Source organism: Ralstonia psammae (assembly GCF_958405935.1).
In the GTDB taxonomy this organism is placed as follows: Bacteria; Pseudomonadota; Gammaproteobacteria; order Burkholderiales; family Burkholderiaceae; genus Ralstonia; species Ralstonia psammae.
Map to the genome: position 1 here is coordinate 138,289 of NZ_CATZBU010000008.1, position 17,008 is coordinate 155,296.

The 17,008-nt window shown below is 63.2% G+C and carries 18 protein-coding genes; 13 read left to right on the forward strand and 5 right to left on the reverse strand.

The genetic code is table 11. The annotated features are described in order from the left end of the window. Nucleotides 1-223: 223 nt before the first annotated feature. The 6 genes from R2N16_RS16910 to R2N16_RS16935 are packed head-to-tail and all read left to right on the forward strand — an operon-like array spanning nt 224 to nt 3,965. On the forward strand, nt 224-724 hold the full coding sequence (locus R2N16_RS16910; RefSeq protein WP_316666920.1) for a universal stress protein: 501 nt from the start codon (nt 224-226) through the stop codon (nt 722-724). A gap of 40 nt (nt 725-764) precedes the next feature. Then, entirely contained in the window at nt 765-1,604 is an 840-nt protein-coding gene (locus R2N16_RS16915) for a universal stress protein (protein ID WP_316666921.1), read from the forward strand. Between the two features lie 33 nt (nt 1,605-1,637). Then, nucleotides 1,638-2,291, forward strand: a complete 654-nt coding sequence (locus R2N16_RS16920; RefSeq protein WP_316666922.1) for a BON domain-containing protein — start codon at nt 1,638-1,640, stop codon at nt 2,289-2,291. Nucleotides 2,292-2,337: 46 nt separating this feature from the next. Further along, nucleotides 2,338-2,868, forward strand: a complete 531-nt coding sequence (locus tag R2N16_RS16925) for a flavodoxin family protein (protein WP_316666923.1) — start codon at nt 2,338-2,340, stop codon at nt 2,866-2,868. A 46-nt stretch (nt 2,869-2,914) separates the two neighbouring features. Then, on the forward strand, nt 2,915-3,277 hold the full coding sequence (locus tag R2N16_RS16930) for a TraR/DksA family transcriptional regulator (RefSeq protein WP_316666924.1): 363 nt from the start codon (nt 2,915-2,917) through the stop codon (nt 3,275-3,277). A 40-nt stretch (nt 3,278-3,317) separates the two neighbouring features. Further along, nucleotides 3,318-3,965, forward strand: coding sequence for a BON domain-containing protein (locus tag R2N16_RS16935; RefSeq protein ID WP_316666925.1), 648 nt, complete (start codon nt 3,318-3,320; stop codon nt 3,963-3,965). A gap of 90 nt (nt 3,966-4,055) precedes the next feature. Here the strand turns inward: R2N16_RS16935 and R2N16_RS16940 are convergent, their stop codons facing one another. Beyond that, the gene (locus R2N16_RS16940; protein WP_316666926.1) at nt 4,056-4,856 is read right to left on the reverse strand and encodes a helix-turn-helix domain-containing protein; all 801 of its coding nucleotides are present in this window, start codon (nt 4,854-4,856) and stop codon (nt 4,056-4,058) included. A gap of 295 nt (nt 4,857-5,151) precedes the next feature. Here R2N16_RS16940 and R2N16_RS16945 point away from each other — a divergent pair, with 295 nt between their 5' ends. From R2N16_RS16945 to mgtA, 7 genes are all read left to right on the forward strand, one after another. Then, entirely contained in the window at nt 5,152-6,498 is a 1,347-nt protein-coding gene (locus tag R2N16_RS16945) for a PAS domain-containing sensor histidine kinase (RefSeq protein WP_316666927.1), read from the forward strand. Next, entirely contained in the window at nt 6,495-7,142 is a 648-nt protein-coding gene (locus R2N16_RS16950; protein ID WP_316666928.1) for a response regulator, read from the forward strand. Before R2N16_RS16945 ends, R2N16_RS16950 begins: the two co-directional genes overlap by 4 nt. 144 nt (nt 7,143-7,286) lie before the next feature. Then, a complete protein-coding gene (locus tag R2N16_RS16955) occupies nt 7,287-8,423 on the forward strand; it encodes an ABC transporter permease (RefSeq protein WP_316666929.1) in 1,137 nt (378 codons plus the stop codon). A 2-nt stretch (nt 8,424-8,425) separates the two neighbouring features. Continuing rightward, on the forward strand, nt 8,426-9,124 hold the full coding sequence (locus tag R2N16_RS16960) for an ABC transporter ATP-binding protein (protein WP_428984138.1): 699 nt from the start codon (nt 8,426-8,428) through the stop codon (nt 9,122-9,124). Continuing rightward, nucleotides 9,121-10,206 carry an HlyD family secretion protein gene (locus R2N16_RS16965; RefSeq protein WP_316666932.1) on the forward strand — a complete coding sequence of 362 codons (1,086 nt, stop codon included), beginning with the start codon at nt 9,121-9,123 and terminating at the stop codon, nt 10,204-10,206. The genes R2N16_RS16960 and R2N16_RS16965 overlap by 4 nt, the downstream gene beginning before the upstream one ends. Nucleotides 10,207-10,223: 17 nt before the next feature. Continuing rightward, entirely contained in the window at nt 10,224-11,675 is a 1,452-nt protein-coding gene (locus R2N16_RS16970; protein WP_428984139.1) for an efflux transporter outer membrane subunit, read from the forward strand. 247 nt (nt 11,676-11,922) lie between these two features. After that, nucleotides 11,923-14,550, forward strand: coding sequence for a magnesium-translocating P-type ATPase (mgtA, locus tag R2N16_RS16975; RefSeq protein WP_316666935.1), 2,628 nt, complete (start codon nt 11,923-11,925; stop codon nt 14,548-14,550). A gap of 31 nt (nt 14,551-14,581) precedes the next feature. On the opposite strand, the gene R2N16_RS16980 is transcribed toward mgtA, so the two are convergent. The 4 genes from R2N16_RS16980 to R2N16_RS16995 are packed head-to-tail and all read right to left on the reverse strand — an operon-like array spanning nt 14,582 to nt 16,929. Continuing rightward, a complete protein-coding gene (locus tag R2N16_RS16980) occupies nt 14,582-15,232 on the reverse strand; it encodes a phosphoribosyltransferase (protein ID WP_316666936.1) in 651 nt (216 codons plus the stop codon). Nucleotides 15,233-15,236: 4 nt separating this feature from the next. After that, entirely contained in the window at nt 15,237-15,920 is a 684-nt protein-coding gene (locus R2N16_RS16985) for a dienelactone hydrolase family protein (RefSeq protein ID WP_316666937.1), read from the reverse strand. Nucleotides 15,921-15,953: 33 nt separating this feature from the next. Beyond that, nucleotides 15,954-16,418 (reverse strand): CBS domain-containing protein, encoded by a 465-nt coding sequence (locus tag R2N16_RS16990; protein ID WP_316666938.1) that lies wholly within the window; start codon nt 16,416-16,418, stop codon nt 15,954-15,956. 22 nt (nt 16,419-16,440) lie between these two features. Then, nucleotides 16,441-16,929, reverse strand: coding sequence for a hypothetical protein (locus R2N16_RS16995; RefSeq protein ID WP_316666939.1), 489 nt, complete (start codon nt 16,927-16,929; stop codon nt 16,441-16,443). Nucleotides 16,930-17,008: the final 79 nt, after the last annotated feature.

Consider the following 17,008-nt stretch of genomic DNA (forward strand, 5'->3'; position numbering starts at 1 on the left):
TGCACAAGGTGCCGTGACCTTCGACTGCACACCAGAAGGGCAGCGGATGGCTGACAAGTCTATCGAGCGTTGGGCTCGTCCCATTGAGGCAGATCAACTGGCATTGCGCACCGGTCCGGCTAGCCAAACGCTGATGTAAATCAAGGGGTGATCCGCCAAGTGGTCCAACATGGAATTCAGCCAGCCCGCTGGGGGCAGATAACGGATTCGTTGGAGGCACATCATGTACGACAGGATTCTGGTAGCGGTGGATGGCAGTCCTACGGCAAATCGCGCGCTGGATGAGGCAATCCAGCTTGCACAAAAGCTTGGTTCTGAGCTGGTCATCGCCCACGTGATCGACAACTCGTATCTGATGTACGACGTTGGCTATATCGATGTCGGCGCCTTTACCGAGGCACTGGTCAAACAAGGCAAACAAATCGTTGCCGACGCGCGTGCCAAGGCCGAAAAGGCAGGCGTGCACGTCCACAGCGTGGTGGTTGACGATCCCATCGGGACGTTCGATATCGGGACTGCCATTGAGCAGGCGGCCCACAACGTCGGTGCCCAAGCCGTGGTGCTGGGCACGCATGGGCGACGCGGCTTCCAGCGTTTGCTGCTGGGCAGTGTGGCCGAGAGCGTGATACGCCTGAGCACGCTGCCGGTGCTGCTGGTCCGCGCATTGCCGTCGGAAACACCGCACGCGGCTACGGAACCCCTGAGCAATGCCGTCATTGCCTAACCGGGTGACTCATCTTCTGACACGACATCGGGATCTGACCATGAGCTACGCCAGCGTGATGGTGCATCTGGACCGCAGCGAACGCGCCATGCACCGCCTCAACCTTGCGGCGCAGTACGCACAGGCGCACAACGCCAAACTTGTCGGCATCTATGCGAGCTTTGCGCCAAGCCTCAGCTGGTTCTACATGATGGAGAACGCTGCCCGCTATCTGGAGGAAGACCGCATCCGGCGGGACAGCATCCGGGATGCCGTGCACGCGCGCTTTCGCCAGGCGACGGAGGCGCTTTCCGTGGAAACGGAGTGGCGTGCAGTGGAAGGCGACCCTGTGGCGCTGGTGCTGCGTGAAGCACGGGAGGCCGATCTTCTGGTCGTCGGACAACGGAACCACGACGACGCGGATGAATTCATCGCCGTCGACTTTGTGGAAACACTGGTCTTGGAGTCGGGCCGCCCGGTGCTGGTTGTGCCGTATGCGGGCAACTTCACGGCGTTGCCACAGCGCGTGCTGGTGGCCTGGAACGGTGGGCGCGAATCGGCGCGCGCGCTGCACGATGCCATGCCAATGATGACCGGCGCGAATGTGCGCGTGCTGCAGATCACCAGCACCCGGCCAAGGCACTGGGCAGAAGAAACCACGGTGGGTCAGGTAGCACGTGCGCTGAACGCGCGCGGCATCCATACGACGGTGGAAGAGGCCGACTGCGCAGATTCCGACGCCGCCGTGGGTGAATTGCTGCTCTCTCGGGCGGCCGATTTCAATGCCGATCTGATCGTGATGGGCGCCTACGGGCACAGCCGCCTGCGCGAACTGGTGCTGGGCGGGGTGACACGCACGCTGCTGAAGACGATGACTGTGCCGGCGCTGATGTCGCACTAGGCCTCGACCGGGATGGAATCTTAGGAGATCCCCATGAAGAACGATATCCAGCTCAAGCACGATGTCGAAGAAGAATTGCAATGGGACCCGGCGGTGGATGCCAGTCGCTTTGCCGTGCAGGCCAAGGACGGCGTCATCACACTCTCCGGTGGCGTCGACACGTTTGCCGACAAGCACGCCGCTGAAGAGGCGATCCGGCGTGTTGCCGGCGTGACCGCGCTTGTCGTCCATGTGGATGTAAGGATGCCGCCGGATATGGAACGCCCGGATGACGAGATTGCACAGGCGATCAGCAGTGCGTTGCATTGGAATGCATCGGTGCCGCCGGATGCCGTCCGGATCACCGTCGAAGACGGGGCCGTGACCCTGCGCGGCGAAGTCGACCAGGACTTCCAGCGTCGCGCGGCGCTGGACACCGTGCGCAAGGTGCGCGGCGTGAAGTCTGTGGCCAATGCGCTGACATTGCGCCCCGCTGCGGGTCCAGCCGATCTGTGCGATCGCATTGCAAAGGCGCTGCAACGCCAAGCTGCGGTCGACGCCTCGCGCCTCAGTGTTTCCGTGGCGGAAGGGACGGTGACCTTGTACGGGCCGCTGCGCAACCTCAACGAGTGCCGTGCGGCCCGTGAGGCCGCATGGGACGCGCCGGGCGTGCGTGCCGTCGTCGATCAGATGTGGGTCGGCTCCTAGAGGCAATTGACCCGTTCCATTGCTTTTGAAATCCCTGGAGTACGAGATGGAAAAGAAGCTGATCGTGTACTACTCGCGCACCGGTACGGCACGTCAGGTGGCAGAGCAGATGGCTGCGCAGAGCGGATGGCAACTTGCCGAAGTGACGGACGAACATCCGCGCGCCGGCTTCCTGGGCGATGCGCGCTGCGTGATCGAAACGGTATTCCATGCGCGCGCCAAGTACCGCTATGAAGGTCCACCGCTTGATGAAGTCGAACACGTCATCGTGATCGCACCCATCTGGATGGGCCACCTGGCGTCGCCCATGCGGGACTTCCTGGCTGACCAATTGCCGGCGTCCAGGCAGTTGTCCGTGATTTGTGTCATGGCGGCCCGCGGGGCGTTCAGGGCTGTCGAAGAGATCATGCGCATCACTGCCACCATTCCGGCGCCGGTGCTAGCGCTGTTCCAGCGCGACGTGCTCAGCGGGTTGTCGCAGGAAGAGATGGCGGGCTTTATCGATCAGGTGAAGACCGCTGGCCGGTGGGAGCAATCCAGACAGCGGCCGGCCTGGCTCTCACCAACGGAGGCCTGAAGCCGGGCACGCAGTTTGACACTGAATCAACCGTAGGAGACTGGGCATGACCCGCTTTACCGAGGCGCAATGGGGCCGGCTGAGGAGTTTGCTCGACGAGCAGGAAGCGCGCGTGCAGCGCCAGTTGGCCGCGTTGGGAGCATCTGCTGAGCCGGTGCCGCGTGAAGCGCCGTTCGAAAACGCGGAGCTTGCTGATGAAGAGGCAGGGGACCAGACGAACGACGTCATGCTCGCCCGTTACCGAAGCGAGCTTGAGGAGCTGAGCGCTGCACGCGAGCGCATGCAGCAGCACAACTACGGTATCTGCGTCGATTGTGGCGAAGCGATTCCGTTTTTGCGCCTGCAAGCCCAGCCGACCGCCATGCGCTGTCTATCTTGTCAAACGGCGCATGAGCGCCGCTGGGCATAGCGAGGCGACGATCTCTAGCAGGACCTAGCAGGAGCGAGTGATGAAAAGCGATTTGGGTATCAAGCAGGACGTCAACGACGAACTGCTTTGGGAACCTGCGGTGGATGCCGCAGCGATTGGTGTGGAAGTGGAAAACGGCGTGGTGACACTGACCGGCCACGTGCACAGCTACATGGAGAAGCTCGCAGCCGAGCATGCAGCCGAACGTGTGGCTGGCGTGCGTGGTGTCGTGCAGAAAGTCGAAGTTCGCCTGCCGGGAGCACACACGGACGCAGATGTTGCTCAAGCGGCCCGTGACGCGCTTGAATGGCAGGTCAGCCTGCCGTCCAACCGCATCGAGGTGCTGGTCGAAAACGGCTGGGTGACGCTCTCGGGTGAGGTGGACTGGCCCTACCAGAGCGAACAGGCAGCGCATGCGGTGGGATCGCTGCGCGGTGTAGCGGGCCTGATCAATCGGCTGCAGATCAAAGCGCGCGTGGTGCCGGCCAATGTTGCCGAGCAGATCGGCGCGGCGCTCAAGCGGCATGCCGCGCGTGAAGCCGACCACATCCGCGTCTCCGTTCAGGGCAGCACGGTGACGCTCAGCGGCCACATCGGTTCCGCATCGGAGCGGCGCGCGGCCAAGGGCGCGGCATGGTCCGCACCTGGCGTGACGGAAGTGATAGATCATCTCCAGATCGCGCCGTAACCGTCAGGTTGGACATCGGGCAGGAATGCAAACACGCCGCCCCACCAGAAAAAGCGGGGCGGCGTCATTCTTTTGTGGCGGGCAGGGCGATCAAAGCTCCGTGAGCGCCGCCATGTCAGTCAGCTCGATGTTCTTGCCGCTCACGATGATCCAGCCTTCGCGCTGGAACCTCGACAGCGCACGGCTGACGGTCTCCAGTTGCATGCCAAGGTAGCTGCCGATTTCCTCGCGGGTCATGCGCAGGGTGAAGCTCAAAGCGGAGTACCCGCGGTCCTGCATGCGCGTGGAGAGGTTCAGCAGGAAGGTGGCAACACGCGCTTCCGCGCTCAACCCGGCGAGCAGCAGCATGAGCCCCGACTCGCGCACGATCTCTTCGGCCATCAATTGATGAAGGCGATGCTGGAGTGGGCGGATGTCCTGGCACAGGTCTTCGATGCAATGGAAGGGCATGGAGCAGACGGTGCTGTCTTCCAGGGCAATCGCATCGCAGGTGTGGCGATCGGCGGCAATGCCGTCGAGCCCAAGCGTTTCACCCGCCAGTTGGAATCCGGTGACGTGATTTGCGCCGTTGGGGTGCGATACCACTGTCTTGAACGATCCGGACCGGATGGCATACAGCGCGTGGAAAGTATCCCCCGCCCGAAAGAGGGCTTCGCCCCTGGCGATCTTGCGCCACGTGTGCACCATGTGGTCCAGCTGTTCGCGTTGTGCGGATGGCACAGCGCTCGCGATGCAGGCCCAGTGCATCATGCAATTGGCGCACTGGCTGCTGGGGATGAGTGACGTTGTCTGGCGAGCCTGCGTTATGTCGCGGACGAGCCTGAGCTGCGGATGCGCAGCGGGATGGCGAGTTTCGAGGGGGGCAGGGGACTCGATGGTGCGCGGAATCATGGGGCGGCTCCGGAAGGCGTCTGTGGTCTCTTAGCCACACATCCTCGGTGAGGTGGTGGGTATCCGGTCACTGCCTTCCATCAAGGCCTGGTGTCCGTATGCACAGTATCGGAGGCGCGGCGTTTGCGCGAAATCAGGCTGCGCTGAGATGGTCGTCGGGATGCGCCATGCCGTTGTCAGGGTTCCCTGACAACGGCGGCAGGGTTTCCCGGGGGGCGTCTCCTTCACATGGCTAGTATCTCCAGCCTGAGGAATGGGCTATGTTGATTGCATCGCGGCCTTTTGATGGTGTTCGGTGGCGGAGCAAGAACCTCAATCCTCGAAGGCAACGCACAGGCGCCTGCTGCAGTTGCAATCCACCTCAGCCGAACTCGTGGTGGGGGTGCTGGCCGTTTTGCTGCTGGCCGCGTCGGTTGCTCGGCTGACGTTCGCCCTCCAGGCAGGGGATGCTGCGTTCATTTTGATAGCCTCGGCAAGTATTTCCACGGTTGTCGCACTGGTGTTCTATTGGCTGCGGCTGCGGAAGTTGCGAGCCGCCGTCGCGCGAGATCTTTCGTACCTCGCAAAGAGCGAAGCCCGGCTGGCCGGCATCATCCGGTCGTCCATGGAGGCCATCATTTCCGTCGATGACACGCAGCGCATCGTGCTGTTCAATCCCATGGCCGAAACACTGTTCGGTTGTTCGGCGCGTCATGCCATCGGCCGCCCCCTGTCAGACTTTATTCCCGCGCGGTTTCGCGGCGCGCACGAAGCGCATGTAAGGCGCTTCGGGGTGACGGGTGTATCGGAGCGCCAGATGGGTAAGCAGCGCCCGCTGTTTGCCCTGCATACCGATGGGCGGGAATTCCCAATCGAAGCGTCGATTTCACAGATCGAGGTGAACGGCGGCAAGCTCTTCACGGTGATGCTGCGCGACACCACGGAGCGTGTCCGCGCCGAAGCGGCACTGCGGCGCTCCCAGGAAGAACTGCAACATCTGTCGGACAGCATTCTGGCCGCGCGGGAAGAGGAGCGGCACCGCATCGCCCGTGAGCTGCACGACGACCTGGGCCAACGCCTGAGCGCGCTCAAGATGGACATTTCACTGCTGGCGGCGGATCTGCAGGCCGCACAGAGTGGCAAGGCGCTCATCGATCAGACCCAGGCCATGCAACACGTGATCGACGAGACGATTGTTGCCGTGCGGCAGATCTCAGCGGACCTGCGGCCACCATTGCTCGACGAGCTGGGGCTGGTGCCGTCCATCGAATGGATGGCCAAGAATTTTCGCCAACGCTTTGGCCTGGTCGTGAATGTGCAAGCACAAGAGCTGGCAATGAACGAGCGCGCCGCCATCTCGGTCTTTCGAATCGTGCAGGAGGCGCTCAACAATGTCGTGCGCCACGCCGATGCCACGCGCGTCGAGATCGAGTTCTCGCAGCAGGACGACGTGCTCGAGCTGTCTATTCAAGACAATGGACATGGCTGGAGTGGGGCGCCTCCGGCGGTGGGTGAACGCAAGCCGTTGGGGTTGCTTGGCATCCGCGAGCGGGCTCGGTTACTGGGCGGGCAGGCAACGATCACACACGCGCCAGGCGGCGGTTTTTGCTTGAGCGTCTGCTTTCCCGTCGTTCGCGAAGCCACCGAGGAGGCACGGACATGATTCGCGTGATGATCGCCGACGATCATGCCGTGATGCGCGATGGCGTGCGCCATATCCTGGAGCGCGCGGGAGATTTCGAAGTCGCATGCGAAGCCTCCGACGGTACGCAGGTCGTGCAACTGGTGCGTGAGCATCAACCGCAGGTGATCGTGCTCGACCTTTCGATGCCGGGACGCAGCGGGCTGGAGCTGCTCAGGCAGCTGCACGACGATCACCCCAGGGTGCGCGTGCTGGTGCTGACCATGCACGCGGAAGAACAGTACGTGGCGCGCGCCTTCCGTGCGGGCGCAGCCGGTTACCTGACGAAGGAAAGCGCCGCGACCGAACTGGTCACCGCGCTGCAGAAAGTGGCGAATGGCGGCACCTATGTCAGTCCGCCCATGGCGGAGAAGCTCGCGCACAGCCTGGGCGAGCCTAGCGAGGCGGCAGCCCACACGCGCCTGTCCGACCGTGAGATGGAGGTCTATCGCCGGCTGGTGCGTGGCGAGCCCTTGACCGAAATCGCCACCAGCCTGTGTGTGAGCGCCAAGACCATCAGCACCTACAAGATGCGGTTGATGGACAAGCTGCAACTCTCCAGCGAAGCGGCCCTTGTGCGCTACGCGATACGTCATCGCTTGTTTTCTGACGACGATACGCTGTAGCGCACTCCCCGCAAGACTCAACCCGGCCTTGCGACACATCAAAGGCCGCCGCCCCCGAATCGCTATCGTTGATGCACATGCATCGGCCGGTCGATATCACCCCGGGGCGCACCCCTGTCTGCCGTGCATGGCCAAGGGGGCCATGTGCAAGCCATTCTCAAACTCGCCTACAAGCTGCTGGTCAATGACAAGGCCAAGTTGAGCGGTCTGCTGGTCGGCATTACGTTTGCAGTGTTTCTGATGATCGAGATGACGTCGCTGTTTGCGGGCGTGCTGAACCGGTCTTCGTCTGCCGTGTACAACATCGGCGCACGCATGTGGGTCATGGACCCGGCTGTCAACACCGTGGCGAATTCGATCGGCATGCCGGATTACGTCCTTGACGCGGTACGCAGCATTCACGGTGTGAAGTTTGCCGTGCCGCTGTATTCAGGCGGCGCGCTTGTGCGCCTGCGCAGCGGCACCTATCAGCCCGTGACCGTCGTGGGCATCGACGACACCAGCCTGTTCGGGCGCCCGCGCATGCTCAGTGGCCGAATTCAGGATCTGTATGGCGAGAACGCCTTCATCGTCATTCAGGACGCCGAGTTCGGGAAACTGGAAAACCCGCATATCGGCACCGAGTTCGAGGTCAATGACCATCGAGGGGTGATCGTCGGCATTGGCAAGGTCGCCGCCAGCGGATTGTTTGGCGTGCCCACCCTGTACACAACGTACCGTCGCGCTGTGCAATACCTGCCCAGCACGCGCTACACCATGTCGTACATCCTGATCGAGCCCAAGACCGAGGCCGACATTGCAGCGATCGAACGTGCGGTAGACCGGCTCGGTTATCGCGCCCTGACCAAAGAAGAGTTCATCAGTCGCATCTCGCACTTCTATACGTACCAGACGGGGCTTGGCACCAACATCCTGCTGATGACGGTGATCAGCTTCGTGGTGGGGCTGTCGATATCGGGGCAGACGTTCTACACCTTCATCCTGGAAAACCTTGAGCGCTTTGGCGCACTCAAGGCCATCGGGGCCAAGGGGCGAGAGTTGGTGGCGATGATCGTCTTCCAGGCCACGTTCGTGGCGCTGGTGGGCTACGGGCTGGGGATCGGCCTGTGCGCCATGTCCATCGCACTGGTGCGCCTTCGCATTCCGGACTACGCAGCCATGATCACGTTCACCAACCTGATGCTGGCGCTGGCCATGGTGATTGTGATTGCCGGCATCTCGGGCTACATCGGGGTGCGCAAGGTGCTGCACATCGAGCCCTTCGACATCTTCCGGGGTTGATCGTGGCCAACGTAGCCATTGCCGCGCAGGCCCTCGATAAATGGTTTGGCGAGGGCGAGGCGCGTACGCGCGCGCTCATGGAGGTCAGTTTCGAGGCCTACTTCAACGAGATGCTGTTCATCGTCGGGCCTTCGGGCAGCGGCAAGACCACGCTGCTGAGCGTGATCTCCGGCATCCTGCGCCCGGATGGCGGCCGCGCGGTGGTGGACGGGGTCGACATCTGGAGCCTGGGCGCCGACGCACTGGCCGATTTCCGCCTGGGCAGGATCGGCTTCGTGTTTCAGGACTATCACCTGTTCCCGCGCCTCACCACGCTCGAGAACGTCGCCATCCCGCTGATCCTGCGGCACGTCGCGTGGGACACAGCGCTCGATCAGGCCATGCGCTACCTCGATGTGGTGGGGCTGAAGAACCGCGCCCAGTTGCCGCCGGTCAAGCTCAGCGGTGGGGAGCAGCAGCGTGTGGCCATTGCACGCGCCATCGTCACGCAGCCCGACATCCTGATCCTGGATGAACCCACCGCATCGCTGGATGGCGATACCGGCCGTTCCATCATGCAGTTTGTGAAGACGGAAATACTGAACGCGCACCGCTGCATCGTGATCGTGACGCACGACGCGCGCATCCTCGACATGGCCAGCCGCATCCTCGACATGGAGGATGGCAGGCTGAGCCGCATTGAACACGGAGAGATGCGATGAAGATCCGATGGTTGTTTGTGCTCTCTGTGATTGGCGCGCTGGCGGGGATTGGGGCGGCCCTCTACTACGCACGGCAGAGCCCGCCGCTGCCCCCCGTCTTTCAACCGGCGGCCAATCCGTACGCGACGGGCATCTATGCGAACGGCATCGTCGAAAGCGATCAGCCCAGCGGCGCCAACCTGAACCTGTATGCCGAGGTATCGGGCACGGTGGCGCGCATTGCCGTGCAAGAAGGGCAGGCGGTCAAGCGCGGCGATGTGCTGATCCAGATTGAGGATTCCGTGCAACGCGCCCTGACCGCGCAACAGCAGTCGCAAGCGGATGCCGTCGATGCGCAGCTGAATGCGCTGCTGGCCCAACCGCGCAAAGAAGCGCTGGAGGTCACCCGTGCACAGGTGAGCGCCGCAGATGCCGGCCTGCGCACCGTGCAGGATCAGTTGGACAAGCTGGAAACTGCTGCCAGGCTCAACCCCAAGGCGGTCAGTCGCGATGCAATGGACAACGCCGCCAACGCGGTACGCGTGGCACACGGCAATCTTGTTGTGGCCCAGCGCCAGTACGACCTGACCCGTGCCGGCGCCTGGAGCTACGACATTCGCACGCTGCAAAAACAGCGCGATGCCTTGCAGAAGGGCGCGGCTGCGGCAGCGGCGCTTCTCGAAAAATATGTCGTGCGAGCGCCGGTGGATGGCGTTGTCATGTCCGTCAACGCGGCAGCGGGAGGCTATGTATCGTCGCAGGGCACCTATGACGCCTATACGCGGGCCAATGTGCCACTGGCCACGATGAGCACCGGCCAGAGCCAACTGGCCGTGCGCGTGTATGTGGACGAAATTCTGGTGCACCGCCTTCCGCCCGGCACAGTGCAGGCACGCATGTTCGTGCGTGGCACCGATGTCAGCGTGCCGCTGGAATTCGTGCGCGTGCAGCCCTATGTGTCGCCCAAGGTGCAGTTGTCCGACCAGCGCTCCGAACGCGTGGATGTGCGCGTGCTTCCGTTGCTTTTCCGTTTCAAGCAACCTGACAAGCTTGCGGTCTATCCGGGGCAACTGGTCGACGTCTATCTGCAGGGGGCATCGTGAAAGCGGCGGCGCGGGCGATGGCCGCCGCGCTTGTGGTGTCGGGTTGTGCCGTCGGGCCGGATTTCCACGCACCGCCGGCACCTGGCGTCGATCGCTATCTTCGTGACGCAAACCCTGCACAAGCCACCCCCGCAGATGGCGTGGCGCAGCGCTTCACTGCCGCAACCGTGCCGGCAGACTGGTGGCACGCCTTCGGCAGTCCGACGCTTGATCAGGCCATGGAAGCAGCCATTGCCTCCAACCCGGGCTTGCAGCAGGCAGAAGCCAACCTGCGCGCCGCGCAAGACCTGTTGCGCGCTGGGGCCGGGGTGTTCTACCCACAGGTGGCTGGATCCGCCGATGTGTCCCGTCAGGCCGCGGTGCCCGCCAGACTCGGGCAGACCGGGGCGCCGAGCCTGTTTACGCTGTGGACATTGGGCGCATCCATCAGCTACGCGGTCGACATCTTTGGCGGCAATCGGCGGGCCGTGGAAGCACTGGCGGCGCAAGCAGAGGGACAAAGGTATGCGGTGGCCGCTGCTTACCTCACGCTGAGCGGCAACCTGGTGAACGCCGTGATCGCCCATGCCGCCTATCGGGCGCAGATCGACACCACGCGCAGCCTGATTGCCGTGGTGCGCGAGCAGGTGGAGATCGCACACGCGCAGGTTGAGGCGGGCGTCATGCCGCATGCCAGCGAGTTGAGTCTTGTCGGGCAATTGGCGGCGTTGGAGGCATCGCTGCCACCGCTGGAACAGAAGCGTGACCAGGCTGCCCATCTGCAGGCGGTGTTGAGCGGCCAATTCCCTTCCGAGGCGGATGCCGTAGACGTTGCGCTTAATGGGCTGCAATTGCCGGTGGACCTGCCCACGCTGGTGCCCTCTGAACTGGTGCGCCAGCGGCCCGACGTTCTGGCCGCACAGGCGCGCCTGCACCAGGCCAGCGCCGAGGTGGGTGTTGCAACGGCGGCGATGTTGCCCACCCTGATCCTCAGCGCAGACTACGCCCGGATGAGCGGCCGCAGCGCCGATCTGTTTGGTGCGAAAGCTGGCGCCTGGAGCGTGGGGGCAAACCTCGTCGCCCCGCTGTTTGAAGGCGGTACCCTGTATTTTCGCCGTTCCGCCTCCCGGCAGGCGTTGCAGGCTGCCGATGCCAACTATCGGCAGGTGGTGCTCGCCTCTTTTGAACAGGTGGCCGATGTACTGCGTGCGCTGGAACACGATGCAGCGCAGCTTGACGCACAGTTGCGCGCACAGGCGGCGGCAAGTACCGCACTGGACGAAATCAACGCCGACTACCGTGCCGGAGTTGCCGGCTATCTCCAGGTGTTGAGCGCCGATCTGCAGTACCAGCAAGCCGTGCTTGGCACGCTGCAGTTGCGTGCACAGTGCCTGCAAGACACGGTAGCGCTGTTCCTTGCGCTGGGCGGTGGCTGGCGTGGCGCCAGCATTGAACCCGCGGCGGCGCGCGCACAGCAATCGCCCGGTTGACGCTGACCGTTGCGTTGCGTCAAGCCCGGGCGCGCGTCCTGCGCTCTAATCGTTTGCACATCCATGCGTTTTGCTCGCAATTGACCATGCGCACCATGCCCGTGCCGTTCCCGTCTCTGTCTGCTGCTGACAAGATCCAGGTTGATGTCCTCGCGCCGCAGAGTCGCCGGCGGGGCGTTGTCGCGCCAACCAATACAGCGTGGGGCGCGGCTCGCCATGCGCTCGCCTGCGCGCAAGGAGACTAGCGATGCGCGGCAAGCCACGCTGGCAAGCACTGCCCAACGTTGTGTCCACACATTCGCCGGCTGACCATCTGTCGATGTGGTCGGCGCTTGCCTCGCAGGACGTGCTGGATCGGCTCCGGACTCAGGCACACGGCTTGACGCAGGAAGCCGCCGCACAGCGCCTGCGCGAACACGGGCTCAACCGCGTCGCCAACGGCCATCATGAGACTGTGCTGTTTGAGCTGGTGCGCCGCTCGGTCAATCCGCTGAATCTGCTACTCATCTCGCTGGCGGTCATCTCCGCGGTGTTGGGCGATGTGCGGGCGGCCGTGCTGATTGCCGTCATGGTGGTGCTGAGCGTTGTGCTGGGCTTTCTGCAGGAACATCGCTCGAACCGGGCGGCGGAGGCGCTGCGTCGCATGGTGCATACAACGGCAACCGTAAGGCGCATAGGTTCCGATGGCGCTGAAGCAAGCCAGGAAGTCCCCATCGAGCAACTGGTGCCGGGCGATATCGTCCAGCTTGCCGCGGGTGACATGGTGCCGGCGGATTTGCGGTTGCTCGGCGCGAAGGATGTGTTCGTCAACCAGTCCGCCCTGACTGGCGAGGCCATGCCGCAGGAAAAGCATGCAGAGCCTTCCGACAGCCGCCCCGCGGCTGATTTCGATCGGCCCAACCTGTGCTTCATGGGCAGCGCCGTGGTGAGTGGCTACGCCACGGGCGTGGTCTTGACCACCGGCCACCGGACGGCCTTTGGTCAGGTGGCCAACCTGATTGCCGCGCAACGCGTACAGACCAGCTTTGATCGTGGCATTACCCGCTTCACCTGGCTGATGCTCACGTTGATCCTGGTGATGGCACCCACCGTTCTTCTGATCAACGGCCTGACCAAGGGCAACTGGTTCGAGGCGCTGTTGTTTGCGGTGGCCGTGGCCGTTGGCCTGACGCCAGAGATGCTGCCGATGATTGTCACGGTCAATCTGGCCAAGGGCGCCATCGCCATGTCGCGCAAGAAGGTCATCGTCAAGCGGCTCAACGCCATCCAGAACTTCGGTGCGATGGACGTGCTGTGCACCGACAAGACCGGCACACTCACGCAAGACCGCATCATCCTCAAGCATCACCTGGACTTGCGGGGCGAAGAATCCGACCAGGTGCTGGAGTATGCGTTTCTGAACAGCTTCTATCAGTCGGGCCTGAAGAACCTGCTGGACGTGGCCGTGCTCAAGCATGTGGAGCTGGAGCAGCGCCTGGACGTGCATGCGCGTTTCCAGAAAATCGATGAGCTGCCGTTTGACTTCGAGCGTCGGCGCATGTCGGTGGTATTGGCGCGGGACGACGGCACGCACGTGCTGATCTGCAAGGGTGCCGTGGAAGAGGTGTTGGCCGTCAGCGCGCGTTACGTCAGCGGTGACGAGGCTGGCCCGCTCGAGGCCAGTCATCTCGAAGATACGCGGCGAATGGCTGAGAACCTGAACGCCGACGGCTTTCGCGCCGTGGCTGTCGCCTACAAGGAGATGCCGGCCGAGCAAAGCGCGTACGCGGTGGCGGACGAGTCCGGGTTGACGCTGCTGGGGTATATCGCCTTTCTCGACCCGCCACGTGAGACGGCCGCCGCCGCCATTGCGGCATTGAAGGCCGGTGGGGTTGCAGTCAAGATCCTGACGGGGGACAACGCCATTGTTGCGCGGAAGATTTGCCGCGAGGTCGGGCTGGCGGTGGAGCCGGTGGTGCTTGGCACCGAACTGGCTGCCATGTCGCCCGACCAGGTGGCCGACATCGCCGAACGTGCGTCGGTCTTCGCCAAGGTTTCGCCCGCGCAAAAGGCGGCCATTGTCGAGGCACTGCACCGCAAGGGCCATGTCGTCGGCTTCATGGGCGACGGCATCAACGATGGGCCCGCGCTCAAGGCCGCGGATGTCGGCATCTCGGTGGATAGCGCGGTCGATATTGCCAAAGAGTCCGCCGACATCATCCTGCTGGAGAAAAGCCTGGTGGTACTGGGCGAGGGTGTGACCGAAGGGCGCAAAGTGTTCGGCAACATCGTCAAGTACATCAAGATGGGCGCCAGTTCAAACTTCGGGAACATGTTCAGCGTGCTGGGCGCAAGCCTGTTTCTGCCCTTTCTGCCAATGGCTCCGGTGCAGGTGTTGCTCAACAACCTACTCTACGACTTCTCGCAAACCGCCATCCCGACCGACAACGTGGATGAGGACTACCTCGTCAAGCCACGGCGGTGGGAGATCGGCAGCATTCTAAAGTTCATGCTGTACATGGGCCCCGTCAGTTCGTTGTTTGACTTCGCGACCTATGCGTTGCTGCTGGGCGTCTTTCACGCGTGGGCTGATCCGGCGCTCTTCCAGTCGGGGTGGTTTGTTGAATCGCTCCTCACGCAGACACTCATCATCCATATCATCCGCACGGGCAAGGTGCCGTTCGTGCAAAGCCGGGCCAGTACCGCACTGGTGCTGACCAGTGCCGCCATTGCGTGCGTGGGCGTTGCCATGCCGTTGACACCGGTCGGGGCATTGTTCGGCTTCGTGCCGCTGCCAGCAGCGTACTGGCCCTGGCTGGTCGCGATCGTGTTGGCCTATGGGTTGTCCGCTTACGTGATGAAGGCCTGGTACGTGCGCAGGTACGGTCTGGATTGAACGCGGGCGTGGCGCGCCCGCAGAGGCGGTGTCAGCCAGCCCGGCGTTCGGATTGCGGGGCTGCGCCCAGCGCTGCACGCACCTCGGCATCCTCGACCTGAGGAAAATCGGCGTAATACATGCCGACCGCGCGGAAACCCTGCGGCGCATAGAGGCAGACCACGTCGTCGGCCAGCGGTCGAATATCGTCCAGGCTATCCGGTGCCGCCACAGGAACCGCGCAGATGAGGCGTTGCGGATGGCGCTGCCGTATGGCGTGGAGTGCCGCTTTCATGGACGCCCCCGTCGCCAGCCCATCGTCGACCACGATCACAACGCGCCCTGCTGGGTCATACGGGCCCCGGTTCGGGGTATAGAGCGTACGGCGCCGACGGATGACGTCCAGCTGCTCGGCGCTTTCCTGTTCAAGATAGGTCGTATCTGCACCAATGCGTCCCGCATAGGGTGCGATGTAGGTCCAGCCGCCTTCCTCGATGGACCCGACCGCCAGCTCGGGGTTGTACGGCGCGCAGAGCTTGCGAACCAGCACCACATCAAGCTGACCGTCGAGTGCGGTTGCAATGAGTGCGCCCATCGGAACCGCACCCCGTGGGATGGCCAACACCAAAGGGTGCGTGCCCTTGTACTGCTCCAGCGCGAGCGTCAGCATGCGCGCTGCATCCAATCGGTCTTTGAATCGCACGGCGCTACCTCGCGTGTTGGTGGGGTTGGGTTGTCGTGCCAAGATGGCGGACAAACCATGCTCGCGCCAGCTCGGCCACCTGTTCGAGCGCGCCTGCCTCTTCAAAAAGGTGCGTCGCGTGGGGCACCGTCTCCAGGGCTTTTTCACACTGCATCTGGCTCAGCGCTTGCCGGTTGAGATCGAGAACCTCCAAATCCACTGCACCGACGATCAGCAGGGTCGGACAGGCGAGTTTGCTCAACGCACGTTGGCCGGCAAGATCCGGTCGCCCGCCGCGGCTGACGACCGCTTCGATCGGGTAGGCATCGTCGGGCTCTGACGCTGCCTGGATCGCGGCCGCGGCTCCGGTGCTGGCGCCGAAATACCCGAGGCGCAGCCTGCGTTCCCGCGCGATGTTGCCTGCCGCGTGAGTCGCCGTGCGCAGACGCTGGGCCAGAAGGTCGATGTCGAACCGGCACGAGGCGTGTGACGCCTCTTCGGGGCTCAATAAATCGAACAGCAGCGTGCCCAGTCCCGCGGCGTAGAGTTGGTCGGCAACATACCGGTTGCGCGGGCTGAGCCGCGAACTGCCGCTGCCATGCGCAAAGATCACCAGGCCGGTCGCTGTGCCGGGGCAGCTCAGGGTGCCTTCCAGCACTGCGTCGTCCGTCACGATGTCCATGCTGAGAGAAAGCGGCTCGGGGTTCATGCAGAGGATTCCTGAAGTGGGGTGGCAGCCGGCTTACACACTCAGCGGCGGCTGGGCGCTACCGGTCGTTTCGCGCTCGCGCGCGTTATGAACGAGGCGGGCGATCAGGCTCCACTCGTTGGCCATTGCGCTCAGCACATCGTCCAGAGACAGCACACCGACCAGCGCGCCGTCGGACGTCACGCCAACACGCCGTACGCCGGAGGAGAGCATTTCCTGCAACGCGTCGCTCAGGCTTGCATCGAGCGGTACGTTGACGATGCCTCGGCTCATCACATCGGCCACACAGGTCTGGGACGGGTCAACGCCAACGGCGACCGCATCGAGCACCATGTCGCGATCCGTGACCATGCCGATGGCGCGGGGCCCAGACGGGGTGTTCTCCGTCACGACCAGCGCACCGACATGTTTCTGGCGCATCTGCTGTGCCGCTTCCTGAAGCGTGCACGAGAGCGGAATGTGGACGGCATTGTGTGAATAGACGTCCTGAACGCGCATGATGGGCTCCTTTGCGTGTCGATCAGGCGGCCTGTTCAGCCCTTGCCTTTGAAGGGCGCGCCGCTGCGTTCCCTTTTGCCTCGGAGTCTGGCAGGGTCATGCGGTTGAAGCTGTCAAAGAAGGCCCGCAGTGAATCGGAGGAGGCGGCGAACAGCTGCGAGGAAGTGGCTTGCCCTTCCGGGTGTTGCATCTGCTGGGTCCACTCCGTTATCCGGCGCAAATAGGCGGCCTGCAGCTTGTTCGTGAACTCCATCCACGTTTTCAGGGCGGTCGCACCGTGGGTCGATTGCATCTTCATGAAGAGACTCTGCGCGGTGGCCAGCGAGGTCCAGTCTTGCATGCCGCTCAGTTCATGTTCCATCTCGCGCACATCTTCCAATGCAGCCTCGGCGAGCTTGAGGCGGAAGTGGGCCAGGTCGATTTGCGCCTCGAGCATGTAGGAGGCGGTGCGGCTCATATCACGCATGACAGCGCACGCCAGGTTGCAGGCCATATCAGCAGGTTGTTGCATGTCGATCTCCGGTGGGGTCTTGGGCGGACAGGTGAACTGGCCCGAATGAGGAATCCATATGCAGCGTAGGCACTCTGCG